The following is a 22,313-nucleotide window of genomic DNA, read 5'->3' as shown; positions in this document are numbered from 1 at the left end:
GGAAGCCTTAGGTAAGGCATGCCATACTCGTACCTCGTGGCAGCCCGGTACCGAGTCTTCTCCGTCCGCGTCGCGGCCGTGTCGGCGCTCACCCCGTCGTTCGTCCGGGTGACGCTCACCGGTGACGCGCTCGCGGACTTCTCCGCGGTCGGGCTCGACCAGCGGATCAAGGTCGTCCTGCCGATCCCCGGACACGGGTTCAGCGACCTGCCCGACGGTGACGACTGGTACGGCGCGTGGCGCGCACTGCCCGACGCCCAGCGCAACCCCCTCCGCACCTACACCGTCCGGTCATTCCGTCCGGACGCCCGCGAGCTCGACATCGACTTCGTGGCGCACGGGGACACCGGACCGGCCTCGCGGTGGGTGTCGTCGTGTCGGGTCGGGGACGAACTCCGCATCGTCGGTCCCGCCGTGCCGTCCTCGCCCGCCGAGCTGCCGAGCGGCGCCGCCGAGTTCGCGCCGGGGAGCGCGACCCGGATCCTGCTCGCCGGGGACGAGACCGCCGCTCCCGCGATCTGCGCCATCCTCGAGGCACTCGACGTGGCGACCGTCGGACACGTCTTCATCGAGGTCCCGACCGACGCCGACCGGCTGCCGGTCTCCGCACCCGCCGGTGTCGAGGTGCGGTGGATCGCCCGCAACGGTGCCTCGCACGGGGTCCGGATGACGGACCAGGTGCACGCCTGGGCCGCCGAGGTCACGACCGGGGCCGCCTCGGTGGCGGCACCGGTGCGCGGCGCCGTGGACCTGGCCGACGTGGACGTCGACGAGCAGGTGCTCTGGGACGTGCCGGCCGCGCTCGACGAGCGACCGGTGTACGCCTGGATCGCGGGCGAGGCCGGTTGCGTGAAGGAGCTCCGCCGACACCTCGTGCGCGGCGTCGGACTCGACCGTCGGCAGGTCGCGTTCATGGGGTACTGGCGGCACGGCAAGGCCGAGCACTGAACACGGCAGCGTCCGCCCCGGCGCCGTCCGGGCGAGCCGGTGGTGCCGTCCCGACGACGGCCCTGGGGGCGCGCGGGCTGACCCTGGCGTACGACGACCGGACCGTGGTGTCGTCGCTCGACGTCGACGTGCCCGACGGGGAGCTCACCGTGATCGTCGGTCCGAACGCCTGTGGCAAGTCGACCCTGTTGAAGGCGTTCGCCCGCACCCTCCGGCCGAGCGCCGGCACGGTGTTCCTCGACGGCGCCCCGATCGACTCGCTCCGCCCGAAGGCCGTCGCCCGTCGGGTCGGCATGCTGCCCCAGACGCCCGTCGCACCCGAGGGCATCACCGTCCGGGACCTCGTGTCCCGCGGCCGCTTCCCGCACCAGGACCTGCTGCACCCGTCGTCCGGCTCCGACCGCACCGCCGTGCAGGCCGCGCTGGAGCAGACCGACACCGTGTCGCTCGCCGACCGGAGCGTCGGTGAGCTCTCGGGTGGGCAGCGGCAGCGCGTGTGGATCGCGATGGTGCTGGCGCAGGAGACCGACATCGTCCTGCTCGACGAGCCGACGACGTTCCTCGACATCGCGCACCAGTACGACGTGCTCGAGCTCGCCTCGGCACTGCACGCGGCGGGCCGCACCGTCGTGGCGGTGCTCCACGACCTGAACCAGGCCGCCCGGTACGCGACGCACCTCGTGGCGATGCGCGACGGGGCGATCGTGGCACAGGGCACGCCGGCCGCGGTGCTGACCTCGGAGCTGGTGGAGGACGTCTTCGGACTGCCCTGCGTGGTCGTGCCCGACCCGGAGACCGGGACACCCCTGGTGGTGCCGCGCCGGCGCGTCGCCTGACCGCCGACGGCTCGGCGCGGGTGCTGCCTGCCCCGAGCGAGCAGGACATGCCGCTCGTGTTCGTCGAGCGGGCGCTGCCTGCCACGAGCGGGCGGGACGTGCCGCTCGTGTTCGTCGAGCGGGCGCGATCCGTCGGTCCGGGGTGGCGAGGGTGACGGATGCGGCCCGCTCGGTGGCTCGGAGCGGGCCGCCTGACGGACGGGAGGCACGGGGCGGACCCGCCGTGCGCCTCCCGTCCGGTGGTGGGTCACCGGGTCAGCGGTAGCCGCCGTCCTCGAGTCCGGCCTCCACCTCGAAGCGGTTGCGGGCGGCGTCGCGCCCCGCGAGGGCGTAGAGCAGCGGCATGAGCATGCCGTAGCGACGCCACTGCGTCACGTGCACCCGCTCGTGCCGCAGCACGCGCGGGCCGTCGTTGTCCCGCGTCAGGTACACCGACCCGACGCACGTGCCGCCGCGCCGGAACGCCCAGCGCGGCAGCCCCGTGCACACGATCAACCCGTCCTCGACCCGGATCCGTCCGGTCGAGAAGGGCACCCCGACGGCCAGTCCGACCGCGGTGGCGAACACCCAACCGGCGCGCGAGACGGGGGAGTCGAGGAGCGGGTTGCGCACCCCTACTCCGGTCGGCCGTAGGTCTCGAGCAGGCGGAGCCAGACCTCGTTCATCGTCGGGTACGCCGGGACCGCGTGCCAGAGCCGGTCGACGGGGACCTCGCCGACGACCGCGACCGTCGCCGCGTGGAGCATCTCGGCGACGTCCTGTCCGACGAAGGTCACGCCGACGACGACGCCGCGGGACTCGTCGACGACCATCTTCGCCCGGCCGGTGTAGCCGTCGGCCTGCAGCGCCGAACCGGCGGTCGCACCGAGGTCGTACTCGACCGCGCGGACGTCGATGCCCTGCTCGCGTGCCGCGGCCTCGGTCAGGCCGATGCTCGCCACCTCGGGGTCGGTGAAGGTGACCTGCGGGACGGCTGCGTGGTCGGCGGTCGCGACGTGGGCGCCCCAGGGCTCGGCGTGCACCGGTCGGCCCTGCGCCCGTGCGGCGATGGCCTCACCGGCGGCGCGTGCCTGGTACTTGCCCTGGTGGGTGAGGAGTGCGCGGTGGTTGACGTCGCCGACGGCGTAGAGCCAGTCGGTGCCCTGCACGAGCATCGTGTCGTCGACCTGCAGCCAGTCGCCCGGGGTGAGCCCCACCGACTCGAGGCCGAGGTCGGCGGTGTGCGCCTTCCGACCCGTCGCCGCGAGGACCTCGCTCGTCACGACCGTGGTGCCGTCGTCGAGCGTCGTGGTGACCAGGCCGTGCTCGTCGCGGTCGACCCGCGTCGGGCTGACACCGGTGCGGACGTCGATGCCGAGTTCCCGCATCGCGTCGGCGACGAGCTCACCGGCGAACGGCTCCATGCCGCCGAGCAGCCCGTGCCGGGCGACCAGGGTGACCTTCGACCCGAGGGATGCCCACGCGGTCGCGAGCTCGGAGCCGGCGACGCCGCCACCGATGACGAGCAGGCTCTCCGGGACCTGCTGGGCGCTGGTGCCCTCGCGGGTGCCCCACGGCTGCGCGTCCGCGAGACCGGGGACGTCCGGCAGCTGGTGCAGCGAACCGGTCACGACGGCGACGGCCGCGCGTGCGGTGTGCGTCTCGCCGCCGACCTCGATGGTCTTCTCGCCGGTGATGCGGGCGTGGCCACGGATCAGGGCGATGTCGGCGGACTCGAGCCAGGCCACCTGGCTGTCGTCCTGGTAGTCGGAGGTGAAGGAGTTGCGGCGCGCGAGCACCTTCGCGGCGTCCACGTGCCCGGTGACCGCCTGCGCGGCACCGTCGACGCGCTTCGCGGCCGCGACCGCGTGGCCGCTGCGGAGGAGCGCCTTCGACGGCATGCACGCCCAGTAGGAGCACTCACCGCCGACCAGTTCGGCCTCGACCACGGCGACCGACAGGCCACGCTTTTGGGCGTAGTCCGCCACGTTCTCGCCGACAGCGCCGGCGCCGATCACGATGAGGTCGTAGTCCGTCATGCTCACGAACCTACGCGGAGCGGCGGGGCGTCGGCCGTGTGCGGCGCGGCGCGGATCCGGAGGACCGGTCAGCCGCGGTCGGTGGTGCGGGACGCGGTCGTCAGGGCACCGACCGCACGCAGGATCACGCCCAGGTCGTCGACCGCTCGGTCGGGGTCCACCGGTGCGAAGCCGGTCAACGCGGCCCCGACGAGTCGCCGTCCCCGCGTCGCGGCCTGGATGCGCTCGACCAGACCGGAGGCGTCGAGCCCGAAGGGCACCGGCTCGAGCAGTCCGTCCACCTCGGCCGGGTCGAGCACGTCGAGGTCGACGTGGACGAAGACGCGCTCGGCACCGGTGGACCCGACCGCGACCGCGATCGCGTCCGGCGTCGCCGCGTCCACGTCGAGGTGGGTGATCCCGACCCGGTCGAGGGCGGCGATCTCGGCGTCCTCGACTCCGCGCACCCCGGCGAGCACGACCCTGGCCGGGTCCAGGACCGGCAGGTCGGGGAAGAGGTCCTCCGGGCGGTCGACGAGCAGGCGCAGGACGGCGGTCTCGGCTGCGACGGGTTGTGCGCGGTTCAGCGACCGGTAGCCGCTCGATCCGGCGATGCGCACGAACGCGGTGTCCGGACGCACGAGCACGGAGGCGCCGAGCACGCTCGACCCGTCACCACCGACCACCAGGACGGGTTCGCTCGCGACGCCGGTCTCCTCGGCGACGCGGCCGGCCACGGCACGGACCGACGTGTAGCGGGCGACGGCGGTCTCGAGCCGGTCGCCCGCGCCGGCCGGCACGTCGACGACGGTCGTGGCGGCGCGGGGGAGATCGGCTGCGATGGCCTGTGCTCCGTCGCCGAGGCGCATCGCGCGCGACGACGCCGAACCCTGCCACTGACCGACGACGAGGAACTGCATCGTCTCAGTCTGGCAGCAGGGTCCGGCGCCGTCCGCAGTTCCGCGTCAGATACCCGCGGACCCGCCGTTCTTCAGCGCGGCGAGACGTGCCTCGACCTCGGCGTCGCGACCCACGTCCTCCAGGCTCTCGAACTGCGCGTCCAGGCTCGACGACTGCAGTTCCTGCTGCCCGAGGACCTTCGCCTCCTCGCGGCGGACCTTCTCCTCGAAGCGGTTGAGGTCGCTCGTCGGATCGGTGATGTCGATGTTGCCGATGGCGTCGTTGACCTTGGACTGCGCCTCGGCGGTCTTCTGACGGGCGACGAGCGAGTCGCGCTTGGCCTTGAGCTGTCCGAGCTTCTGCTCCATCCCGGCCAGGCCGGACTTGAGCTTCTCGACCTGCTCGTTCTGCGTGGCGAGCGGGCCTTCGTTGTCCTTGACCTCCTGCTCGGCCGCGATCTGCTTGCCGATCGCGATCTTCGCGAGGTTGTCGAACTTGTCGGCGTCCGCGGTCTTGCCCTCGGCGCGGTACTTGTCGGCGGCGGCCGAAGCGTTGGCGGCCTTCTGACCCCACTCGGTCGCTGCGCGCTTGTCCTCCTCGTGGTCCTGCTCGAGCAGGCGGAGGTTGCCGATCGTCTGCGCGATCGCCGTCTTCGCGTCGGCGATGTTGTTCGTGTAGTCGCGGACGAGCTGGTCCAGCATCTTCTGCGGGTCCTCGGCGTCGTCGATGAGCTGGTTCACGTTCGCCCGGATGAGCGAGGAGATCCGGCCGAGAATCGTCTGCTTTGCCATTGTGTTCCCTTTCGTGGAAGGTCTCTCGTGGTGCTGCTGGTCCTGGTGGTCGTGTGTCCCGAGGGGGTGGTGTCGGCTGTCAGAAGCGGCCGCCGCCGGAGAAGCCCCCGCCGCCCCCGCCGCCGCCTCCGCCGAAGCCCCCGCCGCCGCTGAAGCCCCCGCCGCCGCCGAAGCCCCCGCCGCCGAAGGAGCCGCCCCCGTAGCTGCCGCCGCGTCCGCCGAGGAGGCCGCCGAGCACGATCCCGGTCACGAGGCCCCCGAGCTGTGCGCCGTTGCCGCCGCCGCCCTGCCCGGGCCATCCGCCCATGTCGTCGTTCGCCGCGTCCATCGCCGCGGCGGCGTACTGCTCGGCGGCGCGTGCAGCCCCGAGGGCACGGGCGGGGTCGCTCGTGGCGAGGTCGACCGCGTCGTCGAGCGCGCGCTCGGCCTCGGACAGGCGCGTCCGGGCCGTCGTGCCGACGGCTCCCCGGCGGAGCGAGATGAAGTCGCGCGCCTGGCTGATCCGGGCCCGGGCGTCGCGCAGGGCGTCGTCGAGGGCGCGGCGTGCGCGCTGCTGCTGTTCCTGTGCACCGCGCGCGGCGGCCAGTGCGGCGTCGATCTCGGTGTTCGCCTTCGTCAGCGCGTCGACGGCGGCGATCGGGTCGCGCGGGTCGGAGCCCTGGCGGAGGACGGTGTCGGCACGGGTCACCGCGGCCGCGAGGGCCGGGTCGCCGGACCGCATCGAACGGGCTGCGGCGACGTCTCCCTCGATGTCCGCGCGCATCGCCTGGACTCGGGCGGTCGCCTCGGCGAAGGTGCGCTCGGCGCCGGTCGCACTCGCGGTCAGCTGCTGCACCTGTGCGAGCGCGTGCTGGGCGTCGCGCACGGCGATGACCGCCTCGCCCTTGTCCCCGGACGCGATGGCCGCGGTCGCCGCCTGCGACCGCTCCGTCGCGTAGCCGAGGACCTGCTCGGCCTGGTCGACGTTGTCGGAGACCGTCGCCAGGGTCCGGCCGCCGTACGACCCGCGCACCCGGTCGAGCGCGCGGCGGGCGGCGTCGAGCTCGACCGGGGCTGCCGCGACCGCGGAGGCGAGGGCGGTCGCGGCGTCCTCGACCCCGTCCTCGAGGGACCGCAGGTGGTCGAAGGCCTCGGTCTGCTCGTCGATGGACGCGTGGGCCTGCTCGCAGATGGCGACGATCTGGTTCGCCCACTGCGCGCGCTGCTGCGGGGAGTCCGGTACCTCGTCGTCGAGCTGCTGCTGGTAGGAGAACGCCTGCCGCACGTTCCGCTTCGCGGTCGCGACGGCCTCGGCGAAGGGCTTCGCCGCGTCCTCGCCGAACTGTGCCGTGGCGAAGCCGACCTCCTGCTCGGCCGTCCGGAGCTCGTCGTCGATGGTGACCAGCGCCGCGCCCGCCTTGCGCTCGAGCCCGGCGAGGGACGCCTCCTGCGCTCGTGCGGCCTCGGCGGTGCGTCGCTTGTTGCGGGTGCGGATCACCAGGACGGCGACGACCGCACCGACGACGACCACGAGCAGCAGGACCCACAGCCAGGTGAGGTCCGGCGGGGCCTGCGAGGAGACGAGTCCGTCCGCGAGGGCGACGGCGGCGCCCGCCCAGTCGCCGTCCCGCAGCTGCGGGACGGCGTCCTGCTGGTAGGCGGACTCGACGTCGCTGCTCGACAGTGCGGTCGCGTTCGTCTGCTGGATGTCGGCGATCCGGTCGTCGACCGCCACGGAGAGCACGATCGCGTCGGAGTCGATCTGGTTGCGCTCCATCAGGGCGTCACCCCAGGCGGCGTGGTCGGTCGGGTTCGTGAAGGTCGGCACGTAGACCACGTAGAGCTGCGTCTGCGTCCGGTCGTAGAGGTCCTGGACCGCCCGTTCGACCTGGGTCCGCTGACCGCTGCTGAGGGCACCGGCCTCGTCGACCACGTAGGCGCCGCCCAGGTCGACCGGGTCCGTCGCGTGGGCTGCTGCGGTGGGCGTGATCACGAGTCCGGCCGCGAGGAGCACGGCACCGATCCGACCCACGGCGCGTGTGATCGCCGAGCGGGCGCCGCGGACGGCCGCGTGGGGGCCTTCGCGATGCCGACCGAGCGCCCGAGGGGCCGATCGATCGTCGGTGCGCGATCCGTGGTGAGCCGCTCGCATCCGTCCTCCATCCGTCGTCCGGGAGCCCACGTTGCGCCCCCGACGGCCCCCGCACGGGCGCCGTCGCCCCGATGCTATCCAGAGCACGCACACAGCGGGTTGATCCTCGGACGACCCCCGGCGACGTCCGTCATCTGGAGGACTTGTACCCCGGACCGGGGTATGGTGGAGGCCATCGTTCGACGACGAGCGGAAGGGGAAAGCGATGGAGCGTACGACGAGCACCGAGGTCGTCCCACTGGAGGACGGCTACCACCGCGTCTCGACACCGGCGAGCGGTGTCATCGGCTTCGTCCGTGAGCAGGACGGCCGCTACGAGGTCCTCCGGGGCCGGGTCCGACAGGCCACTCGCTCCGAGGGCGCCTACAGCACCATGAACGTCGCGCTCATCGCGCTCACCCACGCCTGAGCCCGCGCCGGGTCCGCGGCGACCGCTCCAGCCTCGCGCTGACGTGGAGGCGCTGAGACGCTGACGTGGAGGCGCAGTGGCCGACCTCGACCGCGTCAGCTGCCGGGACGGGTGAGCACCTCGACGCCGTCCTCGGTGATCGCGACGGTGTGCTCGGTGTGCGCGGTCCTCGCCCCCGTCGCGCTCCGCAGGGTCCACCCGTCGGGATCGGTCACGAGCTCGTCCGTGTCCGCCATCACCCAGGGTTCGAGCGCGAGGAGCAGCCCCGGTCGCAGGGTGTAGCCGCGCCCCGGCCGACCCGTGTTCGCCACGTGCGGGTCCTGGTGCATCGTCGAGCCGATGCCGTGCCCGCCGAACTCGGTGTTCACGGCGTAGCCCGCGGCGGTGAGGACCTCGCCGATGGCGTGCGACACGTCCCCGGTCCGGACGCCGGGGCCCGCGGCGGCGATGCCGGCGGCCAGCGCCCGTTCGGTGGCGTCGATCAGGGCGGTGTCCGCCGGGTCGGCGCGCCCGACGACGAAGCTGATCGCCGCGTCGGCGGCGATCCCGTCCAGGGTCACCGCGAGGTCCAGGGTGAGCAGGTCGCCGTCGGCGAGCTCGCGGTCGTGCGGCAGGCCGTGGAGCACCGCGTCGTTCACCGCGGTGCAGACGTGGTGGCCGAAGGGGCCACGACCGAACGGGGGGGCGTAGTCGACGTAGCAGGAGACCGCGCCGGCGTCCTCGATCATCGTCCGGGTCCACCCGTCCACCTCGAGCAGGTTCGTGCCGACCGTCGTCCGCTCCCGGAGGGTCTGCAGGATCGTGCCGACGAGGGCGCCGGTGCGGCGGGCCCGGTCGACCTCGGCGGGGGAGAGGATCTCGATCATGCCGATGATCGTACCGGTATTGTCTGGCCGGTACTAGTATCGGCGCCATGGTCCGACTCCCGCTGAGCCCCGCCGAGCTGGAACGCGGTCGCCGGCTCGGCGCACTGCTCCGTCGTGCTCGGGGCGAGCGCTCGATCCTCGACGTCGCCCTCGATGCGGGCGTGTCGCCCGAGACCCTGCGGAAGATCGAGACCGGTCGCATCGCGACGCCGTCGTTCGCCACGATCGCCGCGGTCGCGAGCGTCGTCCGACTGTCCCTCGACGCACTCTGGGACGAGGTGCACCCCGAGGCGGAACGGGTGGCCCCGGACCAGGCGACGCACCCTGTGCACGAGGAGAGCCCCCGGCGATGACGCCGGGGGCTCGATGTGCCCCCAGGAGGATTCGAACCTCCGCCCCTGCCTCCGGAGGGCAGTGCTCTATCCCCTGAGCTATGGGGGCTCGTGGGTGAGATCAACCGTAGCAGGTAACGCGAGCCGGTCCCGACAGTGCGTGTCGCGCCCGTGTCGCGACCGGCCGTCGGACGGGAGGCGCGGCACGGGCCCGCACCGTGCCTCCCGTCCGGCTGCGGTGCCGTCAGCCCGCCGGGCTGGCCGTCGCGGACGGCAGCAGCACGGAGCGCACCGCGTCCACGACGGGCTGCGCCCCGCCGGGCTCGGTGAACAGCGTCGACTCGGTGGTGACCCAGTACGGATCCGGGAAGGCATCGGCGCGGCCGACGCCGTCGTCCAGTGCGTAGTAGCCCTCGACGCGGTAGGTCGGGACGGACCCACCGCGCTCGTAGAGGGCGTCCTTGAGCGTCGTGAGCGACTTCTCAGGCAGGTGCGCCACGGCGAGCGTGATCGTCGTCGACGGGTCGTCGGTGGCGACGAGGTGGCAGACCCGGCCGCGCTGGCGGGTGATCGTCGCGGCCGGCGTGCCCTTCGCGGGCGTCCAGGTCGTGTCCTGCTCGAAGGTCTTGCCGTAGACGGCGAGGACGCTCGTGGGCAGCAGCTCGGCGCACGTCTGCCGCACGGCGGTGCCGATCGGGGTGGCGCTCGCGCTCGGGGCCGCGTCGTCGGACCCGCCCGTGCAGCCGGACAGGGCGACGGCGGCGGACACGGAGAGCAGGGCGACGGTGATCGCCCGGAGACGGCTGCGGGAGGTCATCCAGCCATGATGCTGCACGCCGTCCGGCACCGGCCCGCGAGGCACCTGGGCGTCCCGGTAGACTCGACCCTCGTGACTCCTGCCGAACTCTCCGCCGCGTACCTGTCGATCCTGACCGGGATCGTCGAGCGACGAGGCGCGTCCGACACCGTGACGATCGGGGAGTCCCACGTGGCCCTCGAGCGGCCGAAGAACCGTGCGCACGGCGACTGGGCCTCGAACGCGGCGATGCAGCTCGCGAAGCGCCTCGGTACGAACCCGCGCGAGCTCGCGACCGAGATCGCCGGCGAGCTGACCGAGCTCGACGGTGTCGCGTCCGTCGACGTCGCCGGCCCCGGCTTCATCAACATCACGCTCGAGGCCGCCGCCGCCGGTGAGATCGCCCGCACGATCGTCGACCAGGCCGACGCGTTCGGACACGGCGACCTGTACGAGGGCGTGTCCATCGACCTCGAGTTCGTGTCCGCGAACCCGACCGGTCCGATCCACATGGGCGGTGTGCGCTGGGCCGCCGTCGGTGACTCGCTCGCCCGCGTGTTCGAGGCGCAGGGCGGCCTCGTCACCCGTGAGTACTACTTCAACGACCACGGCGCACAGATCGACCGCTTCGCCCGGTCGCTCGTCGCCTCGGCGCTGGGGGAGCCCACGCCGGAGGACGGCTACGGCGGTGCCTACATCGGCGAGATCGCCGCGCGGGTCATCGCGACGCTGCCCGCCGGCACCGACGTGCGCGACCTGCCGCGCGACGAGGCGCAGGAGCTGTTCCGCCGCGAGGGCGTCGAGTTCATGTTCGCCGACATCAAGTCCTCGCTGCACGACTTCGGCGTGGACTTCGACGTCTACTTCCACGAGAACTCGCTGCACGAGTCGAAGGCCGTCGAGCGGGCCATCGAGCGGCTGCAGTCCCTCGGCAAGATGTACGAGGCCGAGGGTGCGCTCTGGCTCCGCACGACCGACTTCGGCGACGACCGCGACCGCGTCGTGATCAAGTCCGACGGGCAGCCGGCGTACATCGCGGGCGACCTGGCGTACTACCTCGACAAGCGCGAGCGCGGGTTCGAGCGCAACCTCATCATGCTCGGCGCGGACCACCACGGCTACGTCGGTCGCATGATGGCGATGTGCGCGGCGTTCGGTGACGAGCCCGGCAAGAACCTCGAGATCCTCATCGGCCAGATGGTGAACCTGCTCAAGGACGGCCAGCCCTTCCGCATGTCGAAGCGCAACGGCACGATCGTGTCGATGGAGGACCTCGTCGACGCCGTGGGTGTCGACGCCGGTCGCTACGCCCTCGTGCGGTTCGCGAGCGACACCTCGATCGACATCGACCTCGACCTGCTCACCAAGCGCACCAACGACAACCCGGTCTTCTACGTGCAGTACGCCCACGCCCGCACGCAGTCGGTCGCCCGCAACGCCGCCGCCTCGGGCGTGGACCGCTCCGCGTTCGACGCGTCCCTGCTCACGCACGAGACGGAAAGCGCCCTCCTCGGAGCCCTCGCCGAGTACCCGCGCGTGGTGCGCCAGGCCGCGGAGCTCCGCGAGCCGCACCGCATCGCGCGGTACATCGAGCAGCTCGCCGGGCTGTACCACCGCTGGTACGACTCCTGCCGGGTGACGCCGCTCGGCGACGAGGCCGTGTCGGACCTGCACCGCACGCGCCTGTGGCTGAACGACGCGACCGGGCAGGTCGTCCGCAACGGTCTCGGTCTGCTCGGGGTGAGCGCGCCCGAGCGCATGTAGCGCGGCGTCGCGCCGCGCGCTTGCGCGGCGTCGCGTCGCGTCGCGTCGCGTCGCGTCGAACCACGTTCTCGACATCAAACCAGGCGATCCGCCTGGTTCGATGTCGATTCAATGGTTCGTCGCCGGCGCGCCCAGCACGCATCTGCACAACCGGAAGCACGTCGCGCCACGTGATCACGTGGCGCGACGTGCTTCCGGTCGTGCGCGAGCACGTCGCGCCGCGCCGGGCCGTGCGCCGCGTCGCGCCCCGCGCCGCGCCGGGCCGCGCACCGCGCCCCGCGCACCGCGCCACGTCGCGCCGCGCCCCGCCGCGCCCGCCGCAGCGCGCACACCGGGCGCACACCGCGCCTCCAGGCCGGCTGCGGGGAGCACCTGGCAGGGTGGGACGCATGTCCGTCGCCACCGAGCCCTCCCGGAAGCGCCGTCGCTGGCCCGTCGTCCTCGTCGTCCTGGTGCTCGTGCTCGCCGCGCTCGTCGTCGTCGCGGAGTTCGTGCTGCGGGGCGTCGTCGACCGGATCATCGCCGACCAGGTCGAGCAGTCGCTCCCGGAGGGCGCCACCGGCGAGGTCACCGCACACGCCGAGGGTATCGTCGTCCCGCAGCTGCTCGCCGGCACGCTCGACCGGGTCGACATCACCGCGGACCGGCTGACCGTCGACGGGGTCCCGCTGGCCGCCGACGTCACCGCTCGCGACGTCCCGGTGGACGGCAAGGGCGACGTGCACGACGTCGACGGCCACGTCACCCTCGCCGCGACGAGCGTGCAGGACCTGGCCAAGTACAGCCCGCTGTTCGAGCGGCTCCGGCTCGTCGACGGCGGCGTCGAGCTGTCCGGTTCGACCGCGGTGCTCGGGTACGACATCGGCTACGCGGCCACCGGCGACGTGGTGGCACAGCAGGACGGCCGTGGCGTCACGATCACCCCGCAGAGCGTCCGCATCACGAACTCGGACCTCGGCCTGAAGGTCGACCGCATCCCCGGCGTCACGGGCGTCCCGGTGCAGGTCTGCACGGCGCAGTTCCTGCCCGAGCAGCTCCGGGTCCGGTCCGTCGACGTGACCTCCGCCGAGGCCACCGTCCGGGTCACCGCCGATTCGCTGCCGCTGACCGAGCAGGGCCTGCGCACGGTCGGCGCCTGCGGCTGACGCCGTCGATCCCGGCGCGTCACCACCGCGGCCGACGGGCGTAACACCGGCCTGGAGGCCCGTGGCGGCTCGGTAGGATCGGGTCCCGTGAGCGCCAACCCCCTTGCCCCGCCGCGGCTGCGGTTCCCCGCCGACGCCTCCGCGCTGACCGCGCGGATCTGGCCGGCCTCGGCCACGCGGACGGACGACGGTGAGCTCGCCGTCGGCGGCATCTCGGCGTCGGACCTGGTCGCCCGGTTCGGTTCCCCGCTCTACGTCGTGGACGAGCGGGACGTCCAGGCGCGCGCGGCGCGGGTGCGCACGGCCTTCACCGAGGCGTTCGCCCGCATCGGCACGCGTGCCCACGTGTACTACGCCGCCAAGGCGTTCTTCACGACCCAGGTCGCCGCGTGGATGACCGGTGCCGGACTGCGACTCGACGTCTGCACCGCCGGCGAGCTCGCCGTCGCGCTGGCCGGGGGAGCGGACCCCGCGCTGCTCGGCTTCCACGGCAACGACAAGTCGGACGCCGAGATCGCCCGCGCGGTCGAGGTCGGCCTCGGCACGATCGTCCTCGACAGCCACGAGGAGATCGGCCGCGTCGCGCGTGCCGCCGCCGACGCCGGCACGGTCCAGCGCGTGCGCATCCGGATCAACAGCGGCGTGCACGCCTCGACGCACGAGTACCTCGCCACGGCGCGTGAGGACCAGAAGTTCGGCATCCCCCTGAGCGAGGCCGCCGCCGCCGCGGCCGCGGTCCGGGCAGAGCCGTCGCTCGCCTTCGTCGGACTCCACTCGCACATCGGGTCGCAGATCTTCGACGAGTCCGGGTTCCGTGAGGCAGCTCGGCGACTGATGGACGTGCACGCCGAACTCGTGGCGACGGGTCCGGTCCCGGAGCTGAACCTCGGCGGCGGGTGGGGCATCGACTACACCGAGGCCGACGAGGCGTTCGCGCCCGAGGACGTCGCCGAGGCCCTCGCCACGATCGTCGCCGACGCCTGCACCGAGCGGGGCATCCCCGTCCCGGAGATCGCCGTCGAGCCCGGGCGCTACATCGTCGGCCCGGCGGGCACCACGCTGTACCGCGTCGGCACCGTCAAGCCCGTCTCGCTGGAGACCGAGGACGGCTCCTCGGCGACCCGCACCTACGTGTCGGTCGACGGCGGCATGAGCGACAACGCCCGTCCGGCGCTGTACGGCGCCGACTACACGGCCCGGCTCGCCCGCAGCTCGGACGCCCCGGCGGTGCTGACCCGGATCGTCGGCAAGCACTGCGAGTCGGGCGACATCGTCGTGAACGACGAGTACCTGCCGGGCGACGTGCACCGCGGTGACCTGCTCGCCGTCGCGGCGACCGGTGCCTACTGCTGGTCCCTCGCCAGCAACTACAACCACGTGGGCCGTCCGCCGGTCGTCGCGGTCGCGGACGGCGCAGCCCGTATCCTCGTCCGTGGCGAGTCGATCGACGACCTGCTCGCCCGCGACACGGGGGTCGTCGCCGGCTGACGCCGCTGACCCCGACCCGACCGGGCTGCCGCCCGCCCCACAGGAATGCGCACCACATGATCGAATACCGCAACGTCCGCGTCGCGCTGCTCGGAGCCGGCTCCGTCGGTTCCCAGGTGGCGCGCCTGCTCCTCGAGCACGGCGACGAGCTGGCCTCGCGCGCGGGTGCCGGACTCGAGCTCGTCGGCATCGCGGTGCGGGACCTCGACGCTCCGCGCGACGTGGACCTGCCGAAGGAGCTCTTCACGACGGACGCGCAGTCGCTCATCCTCGGCGCGGACATCGTCGTCGAGCTGATCGGCGGCATCGAGCCCGCGCGCACGCTGGTGCTCCAGGCGCTGCAGTCCGGTGCGGACGTCGTCACCGGCAACAAGGCGCTCCTCGCCACGCACGGCCCCGAGCTCTTCGCCGCGGCGGAGCAGGTCGGCGCACAGCTCTACTACGAGGCCGCGGTCGCCGGCGCGATCCCGATCATCCGGCCGCTGCACGACTCGCTCGCGGGCGACCGCATCGAGCGGATCATGGGCATCGTCAACGGCACGACGAACTTCATCCTCGACCTGATGGACCGCGAGGGCTCGACCTTCGAGGCCGCCCTCGCGACAGCGACGGAGCTCGGGTACGCCGAGGCCGACCCGACCGCCGACGTCGAGGGCTACGACGCCGCGCAGAAGGCCGCCATCCTCGCCTCGCTCGCGTTCCACACCTCCGTGCCCCTGGCCGCCGTGCACCGCGAGGGCATCACCGCCGTCACGATCGAGCAGGTCCGCGCCGCGCGGAAGGCCGGCTACGTCGTGAAGATCCTGGCGACCGCCGAGCGCCTGACCGACGAGGACGGCGTCGAGGGCGTCAGCGCCCGTGTCTACCCGGCGCTCGTGCCGGAGTCGCACCCGCTCGCCAGCGTGCACGGGGCGAAGAACGCCGTGTTCGTCGAGGCCGAGGCGGCCGGCGACCTGATGTTCTACGGCGCCGGTGCCGGTGGCGTCGAGACCGCGTCGGCCGTGCTCGGCGACCTGGTGTCCGCCGCCCGTCGTCACGTCATCGGCGGCCCCGGCATCGCGGAGTCGACCCAGTCGGCGCTGCCGGTCTTCCCGATCGGCACGGTCCGCACCCGCTACCAGATCACGCTGCACGTGGCCGACGCCCCCGGCGTGCTGTCCACGGTCGCCGGCGTCCTGGCGAAGCACGGCGTGAGCGTCGAGACCGTCGAGCAGTCCGCCGCGACCGACCCGGGCGACGGCACGGCCGGCACCGCGAACCTCGTCATCGGCACGCACCTCGCCCGCGAGTCCGACCTGGCCGCCACGGTCGTCGCGCTCCGGGGCGAGGACGTCGTCGTCGAGATCACCAGCGTCCTGCGGGTGGTCGGGGCCTAGCCCCGCACCGTCAGCAACCCGACTGCACAACACCGAACAAGGAGAGCCTGATGGCCCACCAGTGGCAGGGAGTCCTGCGCGAGTACGCCGACCGTCTCGACGTCACGGAGGCGACGCCCGTCGTCACCCTCGGCGAGGGCGGCACGCCGCTCATCCCGGCCCGACGCCTGTCGGAGCGCACCGGCGCGGACGTGTACGTCAAGTTCGAGGGCATGAACCCGACCGGGTCGTTCAAGGACCGCGGCATGACGATGGCGATCTCGAAGGCCGTCGAGCACGGCGCGAAGGCCGTCATCTGCGCGTCGACCGGCAACACCAGCGCCTCGGCGGCCGCCTACGCCACGCACGCTGGCATCACCGCCGCGGTGCTCGTGCCCGAGGGCAAGATCGCGATGGGCAAGCTCAGCCAGGCCGTCGCGCACGACGCCCAGCTGCTGCAGGTGCAGGGCAACTTCGACGACTGCCTCGACATCGCGCGCGACCTCGCCGCCAACTACCCGGTGCACCTGGTCAACTCGGTGAACAACGACCGCATCGAGGGGCAGAAGACCGCCGCGTTCGAGGTCGTCGACGTGCTGGGCGACGCCCCGGACTTCCACTTCCTGCCGGTCGGCAACGCGGGCAACTACACCGCGTACTCCCGCGGCTACCGCGAGGACGTCGCCGCGGGCCGCTCGACGCGGATGCCGCGCATGTTCGGCTTCCAGGCCGCCGGCTCCGCCCCGATCGTCTCGGGCGAGGTCGTCCGCCACCCGGACACCATCGCCTCCGCCATCCGCATCGGCAACCCGGCGTCGTGGCAGTACGCGCTCGAGGCGCGTGACGAGACCGACGGCTACTTCGGTGCGATCACCGACGAGGGCATCCTCGCCGCGCACCGCATCCTGTCCGCCGAGGTCGGGGTCTTCGTCGAGCCCGCGTCGGCCATCGGCGTCGCCGGGCTGCTCGAGCGTGCGGACGCCGGTGTCGTGCCGCGGGGCGCGAAGGTCGTCATCACGGTGACCGGCCACGGCCTGAAGGACCCGCAGTGGGCACTCCGCACGGAGGACGGCGGCGAGGTCGCACCGACGAGCGTCCCGGTCGACACGAAGTCGGTCGCCGAGGTGCTCGGACTGGTCGGCTCCGCGTGAGCGTCGACCGCTCGTCCGGACCGGGGGAGGGCGTGACCGCCCGCAACGCTGTACCGGCCGGACGGGCGGTCCGTGTGCGGGTCCCGGCGACCTCGGCGAACCTCGGCCCCGGCTTCGACTCGCTCGGGCTGGCGCTGTCGGTCTACGACGAGGTGGTCGTCCGCGTCCGTCCGGAGCCCGGCGCGACCGTGATCGTCGAGGGCGTCGGTGCCGGTGAGGTCGCCACCGACGAGTCGAACCTCGTCGTGCAGGCCGTCCGTCGTGGCCTCGAGCACGCCGGTGTGGAGCAGCCCGGACTCGAGCTGCACGCCGTGAACGCGATCGCGCACGGCCGCGGCATGGGCTCGTCGGCCGCCGCGATCGTCGCCGGGCTGATGGCGGCCCGCGGCCTGCTCGAAGGGGTCGTCGACCTCGACGCGTCGACCCTGCTCACCCTGGCCACCGAGATGGAGGGCCACCCCGACAACGTCGCCCCGGCGCTCTTCGGTGGTCTGACGATCGCGTGGATGACCGCCGAGGGTCCCGCGGTCAAGCGCCTGCTGGTGCACCGCGGCGTCTCGCCGGTGGTCTTCGTGCCGGCGTCGACGCTCTCGACGAAGCTCGCGCGGTCCCTGCAGCCCGCGAGCGTGCCGCACGAGGACGCCGCGTTCAACGTGTCGCGCTCGGCGCTGCTCGTCGCCGCCCTCATCCAGAGCCCGGAGCTGCTGCTCGCCGCGACCGAGGACCGGCTGCACCAGTCGTACCGTGCGAGCGCCATGCCGGAGACCGACGCGCTCATCGGTCTGCTGCGGCAGCACGGGCTCGCCGCGGTGGTGTCCGGCGCCGGGCCGAGCCTGCTCGTGCTGGGCAGCGACCCGGCACAGCGCCTCACCGCGGCCGACCTGGTGGCGCGACACGCGCAGTCCGACTGGCGGGCGCTCATGCTGGCCGTGGACCTCGGTGGTGCTACAGTGGTGCCGCACTCGGCGCTCGAAGCCGATCCAGCGTAGGCGCACAGACCGATCCGAACCGGATCCGTCGGCGCTGGCGCAGGGTCCGGTGCGCGGGGGCACTCTCTTTCAGATCACCGAATCCCGGTCCGTCGTCTGAACGGCGGTCGCAGCGCACCCATGCGCCGGGACGGTGGAAACTCTCCGCGTTCTGCGGTTCGAAAGGAAACACCGACCTTGACGAACGTCAACGACTCCACCCCGGTGGAGATCCCCAGCGACCTGCGCGCGCTCCGCCTCCCGGAGCTCCAGCGCATCGCCTCCTCGCTCGGCATCACGGGGCTCTCGAAGCTCCGCAAGGGCGACCTCATCGCGTCGATCGAGGACAAGCGCCCGTCGACCGACGCCGCCGCTGCCGAGACGCCGGCCGACGAGGCACCCGCCGCCGCGGAGGCCGCACCCGCGGTGCAGGAGACCCCCGACGAGCAGCCGACGCTGGCCGCACCGGCGACCTCGCCGGCCGCCGACGACGCCGCAGCCGACCAGACGGAGTCGGCTCCGGAGCCCCGCGGTCGCCGCTCGCGCCGCGCCTCCTCGGCCGGCACGGTGAACACCGCGCAGACCTCGGCCGCGGAGCACACGAACCACGGGCACACCGGCACCGAGGACCTGCTCGCGGGGCTCGACCAGGTCCGTGCCGAGAAGGACGCGGAGGAGGCCGCGCAGTCCGGTCGCCGCCGCGGCCGCCGCGGGAACCAGGACGCCGGCCAGCAGGACGGCGGCCAGCAGCGGGACGGCGCCGAGCAGGCCGCTGCCCCCGAGACCGACGAGGCGACCGGCGCGCAGCCGACCTCGGCGACGGACCAGGGCGACCAGGCCGACCAGCAGGGCGAGGGCGGTTCGCGCCGCGGACGTCGCAGCCGTGGTCGGGGTCGTGGCCGCGGGCAGAACGCCGAGGGCACCGAACAGCAGAGCGGTGACCAGCAGGGCGGCCAGCAGAACGGCGGCCAGCAGAACGGTGGCCAGTCGAACGCCGGCCAGCAGAACGGTCAGCAGCAGAAGCAGAACGGCAAGCAGGACGAGCAGAAGTCCGGCGACGCGAAGCAGGACGACCGTCAGCAGAAGCAGAACGGCCAGCAGAAGCAGAACGGCCAGCAGCAGAACGCCCAGCAGCAGCAGCACGCCGACGAGGCCGAGGCCGGCCGCGGTCGTCGTCAGCGAGACCGCAAGCGCGGCCGCGGCGGCCAGAACGACGAGTTCGAGCCGGAGATCACCGAGGACGACGTCCTCATCCCGATCGCGGGCATCCTCGACGTCCTCGACAACTACGCGTTCGTCCGCACGACCGGCTACCTGCCGGGACCGAGCGACGTCTACGTGTCCCTCGGCCAGGTGAAGAAGTACCACCTGCGCAAGGGCGACGCGATCGTCGGTGCGATCAAGCAGCCGCGCGACAACGAGCAGCAGGCGCGCCAGAAGTACAACGCGCTCGTCAAGGTGGACTCGGTCAACGGCCAGACCGCGGACGAGGCAGCGGCCCGTGTCGAGTTCCACGACCTGACCCCGCTGTACCCGAACGAGCGCCTCCGCCTCGAGACCGAGCCGGCGAAGCTCAGCACGCGCATCATCGACCTGGTCGCACCGATCGGCAAGGGGCAGCGCGGCCTCATCGTCTCGCCGCCCAAGGCCGGCAAGACCGTCGTGCTGCAGGCCATCGCCAACGCGATCGCCAAGAACAACCCCGAGGCGCACCTCATGGTCGTGCTCGTGGACGAGCGGCCCGAAGAGGTCACCGACATGCAGCGCTCGGTGAAGGGCGAGGTCATCGCCTCGACCTTCGACCGTCCGGCGGAGGACCACACCACGGTCGCCGAGCTCGCCATCGAGCGTGCGAAGCGCCTGGTCGAGCTGGGCCACGACGTCGTCGTGCTCCTCGACTCGATCACCCGTCTCGGCCGCGCCTACAACCTGGCGACGCCGGCCTCCGGCCGCGTGCTCTCCGGTGGCGTGGACTCGGCGGCCCTGTACCCGCCGAAGCGCTTCTTCGGCGCTGCGCGCAACATCGAGGACGGCGGCTCGCTGACCATCCTCGCCACCGCGCTCGTCGAGACCGGCTCCAAGATGGACGAGGTCATCTTCGAGGAGTTCAAGGGCACCGGCAACATGGAGCTCCGCCTCAACCGGCACCTCGCCGACAAGCGGATCTTCCCGGCCGTCGACATCAACGCTTCCGGTACCCGGCGCGAGGAGCAGCTCCTCTCCGCCGACGAGGTCAAGATCACGTGGCGCCTGCGCCGTGCCCTCGCCGGGCTCGACCCGCAGCAGGCGCTCGACGTCGTCCTCCGCAACCTCAAGGAGACGCAGTCGAACGTCGAGTTCCTGGTCCAGGTGCAGAAGTCGGTCCCCACGACCGGCGGTCGCCACGACGGCCACCAGGAGTAACGCGTGTTCGAGTCGGTGGCCGGGCTGCTGGCGGAACACGAGGACCTGACGCAGCAGCTGTCGGACCCCGCGCTCCACGCCGATGCGGCCCGCGCGAAGAAGGTGAACCGGCGGTACGCCGAGCTCAACCAGATCAAGGCCGCGTACGAGGCCTGGCAGGCGGCGGGGGACGACCTCGCCGCCGCCCAGGAGCTCGCCCGCGAGGACGAGGCGTTCGCGGACGAGGTCCCGGCGCTCCAGGAGCAGCTGTCGGAGCGCCAGGAGCGTCTCCGCCGGCTGCTCATCCCGCGGGACCCGGACGACGGCCGCGACGTCATCATGGAGATCAAGGGCGGTGAGGGCGGTGAGGAGTCGGCGCTCTTCGCGGCCGACCTCCTCCGCATGTACTCGCACTACGCCGAGACGAAGGGCTGGAAGGTCGAGCTCCTCGAGCGGACCGAGAGCGACCTCGGCGGCTACAAGGACGTGCAGGTCGCGATCAAGTCGAACGCGACCGACCCGTCCCAGGGCGTCTGGGCGCACCTGAAGTACGAGGGCGGTGTGCACCGGGTGCAGCGCGTGCCGGCGACCGAGTCGCAGGGACGCATCCACACCTCGACCACCGGCGTGCTGGTGTTCCCCGAGGTGGACGAGCCCGAGGAGGTCCAGATCAACCAGAACGACCTCAAGATCGACGTCTACCGGTCGTCCGGCCCCGGCGGACAGTCGGTCAACACGACCGACTCCGCCGTCCGCATCACCCACCTGCCCACGGGCATCACGGTGGCGATGCAGAACGAGAAGTCCCAGCTGCAGAACCGTGAGGCCGGCATGCGCGTCCTGCGCGCCCGCATCCTCGCGCGACAGCAGGAGGAGCTCGACGCCATCGCCTCGGACGCGCGCAAGTCGCAGATCCGTGGCATGGACCGTTCGGAGCGCATCCGCACGTACAACTTCCCGGAGAACCGCATCGCGGACCACCGCACCGGGTACAAGGCGTACGACCTGGACCGCGTGATGAACGGTGCGCTCGAGCCCGTCGTCCGGTCCGCCATCCAGGCGGACGAAGAGGCACGCCTGGCCGCCATCGGCGACCAGGACGCCTAGGCCCGGTCTGGAGGCACGGATCACCTCCGACAGTCGTCCCACGTCCGCAGCGGATCGCCTCCTCGACGAGGCGACCGCTGCGCTCGTCGCGCACGGTGTCCCGACCCCGCGCGTCGACGCCGAACTCCTGCTCGCCTGGGCGACCGACACGTCGCGGGGTGCCGTGCAGGTCCGTGCCCTGACGGGAGGTGCCATCGCGGCGGAGCACGTCGAGCGCTTCCGGCACGCCGTCGCCCGTCGCACAACCCGCGAGCCGCTGCAGCACATCACGGGCGAGGCGCACTTCCGAGCGCTGACGCTGTCCGTCGGGCCGGGCGTCTTCGTGCCCCGGCCCGAGACCGAGGGCGTCGTGCAGTTCGGCATCGACGCACTGCGTGCGACCGCGGTGCCCGAGCCGGTGGCGGTCGACCTCGGCTCCGGCAGCGGGGCGATCGCCGTCGCGATGGACACCGAGGTGCCGAACGCCGTCGTCTACGCGGTCGAGCGGTCACCCGAGGCACTGCCCTGGACCCGGCGCAACATCGATCGGCACGGCGGCACCGTGCGACTGGTCGAGGGCGACCTCGCCGACGCGCTCCCGGAGCTCGACGGCACGGTCTCGGTCGTCGTCTCGAACCCGCCGTACGTCCCCGACGACATGGTGCCCGTCGACCCCGAGGTCCGCGACCACGACCCGGCGCTCGCGCTGTACGGGGGACCCGACGGGCTCGACGCCGTCCGGGCACTCACCGAGACGGCCTGGCGGCTCCTCGTCCCGGGCGGGCTCCTCGTCATCGAGCACGCCGAGCAGCAGGGCGCCGGCGTGCGCGACGTGCTCGCGCGGCGGGGGTTCCGGTCCCCGGAGACGCACGTCGACCTGACGGGGCGCGACCGCACGACCACCGCCACCCGCTAGGCGGACGCTCCCCGGGCCTCCCGGCCGTCGTCCCGGTCCCCGCGCGACGCGA

Annotated in this window: 20 protein-coding genes and 1 tRNA gene; 13 read left to right on the top strand and 8 right to left on the bottom strand. The window is 72.9% G+C overall.

The annotated features are described in order from the left end of the window. Positions 1–18: 18 nt before the first annotated feature. Together J2X59_RS08735 and J2X59_RS08730 are read left to right on the top strand one after the other, a co-directional pair. Positions 19–948 carry a siderophore-interacting protein gene (locus tag J2X59_RS08735; RefSeq protein ID WP_326496380.1) on the top strand — a complete coding sequence of 310 codons (930 nt, stop codon included), beginning with the start codon at positions 19–21 and terminating at the stop codon, positions 946–948. A gap of 62 nt (positions 949–1,010) precedes the next feature. Then, positions 1,011–1,784: an ABC transporter ATP-binding protein gene (locus J2X59_RS08730; protein WP_326496426.1), complete on the top strand. Its 774-nt coding sequence runs from the start codon at positions 1,011–1,013 to the stop codon at positions 1,782–1,784. 255 nt (positions 1,785–2,039) lie between these two features. Here J2X59_RS08730 and J2X59_RS08725 read toward each other — a convergent pair whose 3' ends face one another. The 5 genes from J2X59_RS08725 to J2X59_RS08705 form a co-directional block, all read right to left on the bottom strand. Next, entirely contained in the window at positions 2,040–2,396 is a 357-nt protein-coding gene (locus tag J2X59_RS08725) for a Fe-S oxidoreductase (RefSeq protein WP_066654662.1), read from the bottom strand. A gap of 2 nt (positions 2,397–2,398) precedes the next feature. Then, on the bottom strand, positions 2,399–3,802 hold the full coding sequence (locus J2X59_RS08720) for a dihydrolipoyl dehydrogenase family protein (protein ID WP_326496379.1): 1,404 nt from the start codon (positions 3,800–3,802) through the stop codon (positions 2,399–2,401). Positions 3,803–3,870: 68 nt separating this feature from the next. Next, positions 3,871–4,701, bottom strand: a complete 831-nt coding sequence (locus J2X59_RS08715; RefSeq protein ID WP_326496378.1) for an arginase family protein — start codon at positions 4,699–4,701, stop codon at positions 3,871–3,873. A 45-nt stretch (positions 4,702–4,746) separates the two neighbouring features. Continuing rightward, entirely contained in the window at positions 4,747–5,472 is a 726-nt protein-coding gene (locus J2X59_RS08710; protein ID WP_326496377.1) for a PspA/IM30 family protein, read from the bottom strand. Between the two features lie 79 nt (positions 5,473–5,551). Next, positions 5,552–7,483, bottom strand: coding sequence for a TPM domain-containing protein (locus tag J2X59_RS08705; RefSeq protein WP_326496376.1), 1,932 nt, complete (start codon positions 7,481–7,483; stop codon positions 5,552–5,554). 325 nt (positions 7,484–7,808) lie between these two features. Between J2X59_RS08705 and J2X59_RS08700 the strand changes: the two genes are divergently transcribed. Continuing rightward, positions 7,809–8,012, top strand: a complete 204-nt coding sequence (locus tag J2X59_RS08700; RefSeq protein WP_058729997.1) for a hypothetical protein — start codon at positions 7,809–7,811, stop codon at positions 8,010–8,012. Between the two features lie 95 nt (positions 8,013–8,107). Here J2X59_RS08700 and map read toward each other — a convergent pair whose 3' ends face one another. Beyond that, positions 8,108–8,878, bottom strand: coding sequence for a type I methionyl aminopeptidase (gene map / locus J2X59_RS08695; protein ID WP_326496375.1), 771 nt, complete (start codon positions 8,876–8,878; stop codon positions 8,108–8,110). 47 nt (positions 8,879–8,925) lie between these two features. Here map and J2X59_RS08690 point away from each other — a divergent pair, with 47 nt between their 5' ends. Further along, positions 8,926–9,231, top strand: coding sequence for a helix-turn-helix domain-containing protein (locus J2X59_RS08690; RefSeq protein WP_326496374.1), 306 nt, complete (start codon positions 8,926–8,928; stop codon positions 9,229–9,231). Between the two features lie 16 nt (positions 9,232–9,247). On the opposite strand, the gene J2X59_RS08685 is transcribed toward J2X59_RS08690, so the two are convergent. Both J2X59_RS08685 and J2X59_RS08680 read right to left on the bottom strand, forming a co-directional pair. Further along, positions 9,248–9,319, bottom strand: a tRNA-Arg gene (locus tag J2X59_RS08685). Positions 9,320–9,454: 135 nt separating this feature from the next. Beyond that, positions 9,455–10,027 carry a hypothetical protein gene (locus J2X59_RS08680; RefSeq protein WP_326496373.1) on the bottom strand — a complete coding sequence of 191 codons (573 nt, stop codon included), beginning with the start codon at positions 10,025–10,027 and terminating at the stop codon, positions 9,455–9,457. Between the two features lie 72 nt (positions 10,028–10,099). Here J2X59_RS08680 and argS point away from each other — a divergent pair, with 72 nt between their 5' ends. The 9 genes from argS (at position 10,100) to prmC (ending at position 22,261) form a co-directional block, all read left to right on the top strand. Continuing rightward, a complete protein-coding gene (argS, locus tag J2X59_RS08675; protein ID WP_251159739.1) occupies positions 10,100–11,770 on the top strand; it encodes an arginine--tRNA ligase in 1,671 nt (556 codons plus the stop codon). Positions 11,771–12,159: 389 nt separating this feature from the next. Then, entirely contained in the window at positions 12,160–12,915 is a 756-nt protein-coding gene (locus J2X59_RS08670) for an LmeA family phospholipid-binding protein (RefSeq protein WP_326496372.1), read from the top strand. Positions 12,916–13,002: 87 nt separating this feature from the next. After that, positions 13,003–14,403 carry a diaminopimelate decarboxylase gene (lysA, locus tag J2X59_RS08665; RefSeq protein WP_326496371.1) on the top strand — a complete coding sequence of 467 codons (1,401 nt, stop codon included), beginning with the start codon at positions 13,003–13,005 and terminating at the stop codon, positions 14,401–14,403. A 56-nt stretch (positions 14,404–14,459) separates the two neighbouring features. Beyond that, on the top strand, positions 14,460–15,779 hold the full coding sequence (locus J2X59_RS08660; RefSeq protein WP_209682380.1) for a homoserine dehydrogenase: 1,320 nt from the start codon (positions 14,460–14,462) through the stop codon (positions 15,777–15,779). Between the two features lie 50 nt (positions 15,780–15,829). Continuing rightward, positions 15,830–16,909, top strand: coding sequence for a threonine synthase (gene thrC / locus J2X59_RS08655; RefSeq protein WP_326496370.1), 1,080 nt, complete (start codon positions 15,830–15,832; stop codon positions 16,907–16,909). A gap of 32 nt (positions 16,910–16,941) precedes the next feature. Further along, positions 16,942–17,898 carry a homoserine kinase gene (thrB, locus tag J2X59_RS08650; RefSeq protein WP_326496425.1) on the top strand — a complete coding sequence of 319 codons (957 nt, stop codon included), beginning with the start codon at positions 16,942–16,944 and terminating at the stop codon, positions 17,896–17,898. Between the two features lie 177 nt (positions 17,899–18,075). After that, on the top strand, positions 18,076–20,280 hold the full coding sequence (rho, locus tag J2X59_RS08645; RefSeq protein WP_326496369.1) for a transcription termination factor Rho: 2,205 nt from the start codon (positions 18,076–18,078) through the stop codon (positions 20,278–20,280). Positions 20,281–20,283: 3 nt separating this feature from the next. Continuing rightward, positions 20,284–21,366 carry a peptide chain release factor 1 gene (prfA, locus tag J2X59_RS08640; protein ID WP_066654635.1) on the top strand — a complete coding sequence of 361 codons (1,083 nt, stop codon included), beginning with the start codon at positions 20,284–20,286 and terminating at the stop codon, positions 21,364–21,366. Positions 21,367–21,385: 19 nt separating this feature from the next. Further along, positions 21,386–22,261 (top strand): peptide chain release factor N(5)-glutamine methyltransferase, encoded by an 876-nt coding sequence (prmC, locus tag J2X59_RS08635; protein ID WP_326496424.1) that lies wholly within the window; start codon positions 21,386–21,388, stop codon positions 22,259–22,261. Positions 22,262–22,313: the final 52 nt, after the last annotated feature.

The organism is Curtobacterium sp. 260 (assembly GCF_030803485.1).
GTDB lineage: Bacteria > Actinomycetota > Actinomycetes > Actinomycetales > Microbacteriaceae > Curtobacterium.
Note: the sequence above shows the minus strand (reverse complement) of the source record. Positions and strands in the feature narration are given on the sequence as shown.

Excerpts from the sequence above, each read along its gene's own strand:
- J2X59_RS08735 (WP_326496380.1), top strand. The coding sequence starts at position 19 with ATGCCATACTCGTACCTCGTGGCAGCCCGGTACCGAGTCTTCTCCGTC.
- J2X59_RS08720 (WP_326496379.1), bottom strand. The coding sequence starts at position 3,802 with ATGACGGACTACGACCTCATCGTGATCGGCGCCGGCGCTGTCGGCGAG.
- J2X59_RS08715 (WP_326496378.1), bottom strand. The coding sequence starts at position 4,701 with ATGCAGTTCCTCGTCGTCGGTCAGTGGCAGGGTTCGGCGTCGTCGCGC.
- J2X59_RS08710 (WP_326496377.1), bottom strand. The coding sequence starts at position 5,472 with ATGGCAAAGCAGACGATTCTCGGCCGGATCTCCTCGCTCATCCGGGCG.
- J2X59_RS08700 (WP_058729997.1), top strand. The coding sequence starts at position 7,809 with ATGGAGCGTACGACGAGCACCGAGGTCGTCCCACTGGAGGACGGCTAC.
- map (WP_326496375.1), bottom strand. The coding sequence starts at position 8,878 with ATGATCGAGATCCTCTCCCCCGCCGAGGTCGACCGGGCCCGCCGCACC.
- J2X59_RS08690 (WP_326496374.1), top strand. The coding sequence starts at position 8,926 with ATGGTCCGACTCCCGCTGAGCCCCGCCGAGCTGGAACGCGGTCGCCGG.
- J2X59_RS08680 (WP_326496373.1), bottom strand. The coding sequence starts at position 10,027 with ATGACCTCCCGCAGCCGTCTCCGGGCGATCACCGTCGCCCTGCTCTCC.
- J2X59_RS08670 (WP_326496372.1), top strand. The coding sequence starts at position 12,160 with ATGTCCGTCGCCACCGAGCCCTCCCGGAAGCGCCGTCGCTGGCCCGTC.
- J2X59_RS08660 (WP_209682380.1), top strand. The coding sequence starts at position 14,460 with ATGATCGAATACCGCAACGTCCGCGTCGCGCTGCTCGGAGCCGGCTCC.
- thrC (WP_326496370.1), top strand. The coding sequence starts at position 15,830 with ATGGCCCACCAGTGGCAGGGAGTCCTGCGCGAGTACGCCGACCGTCTC.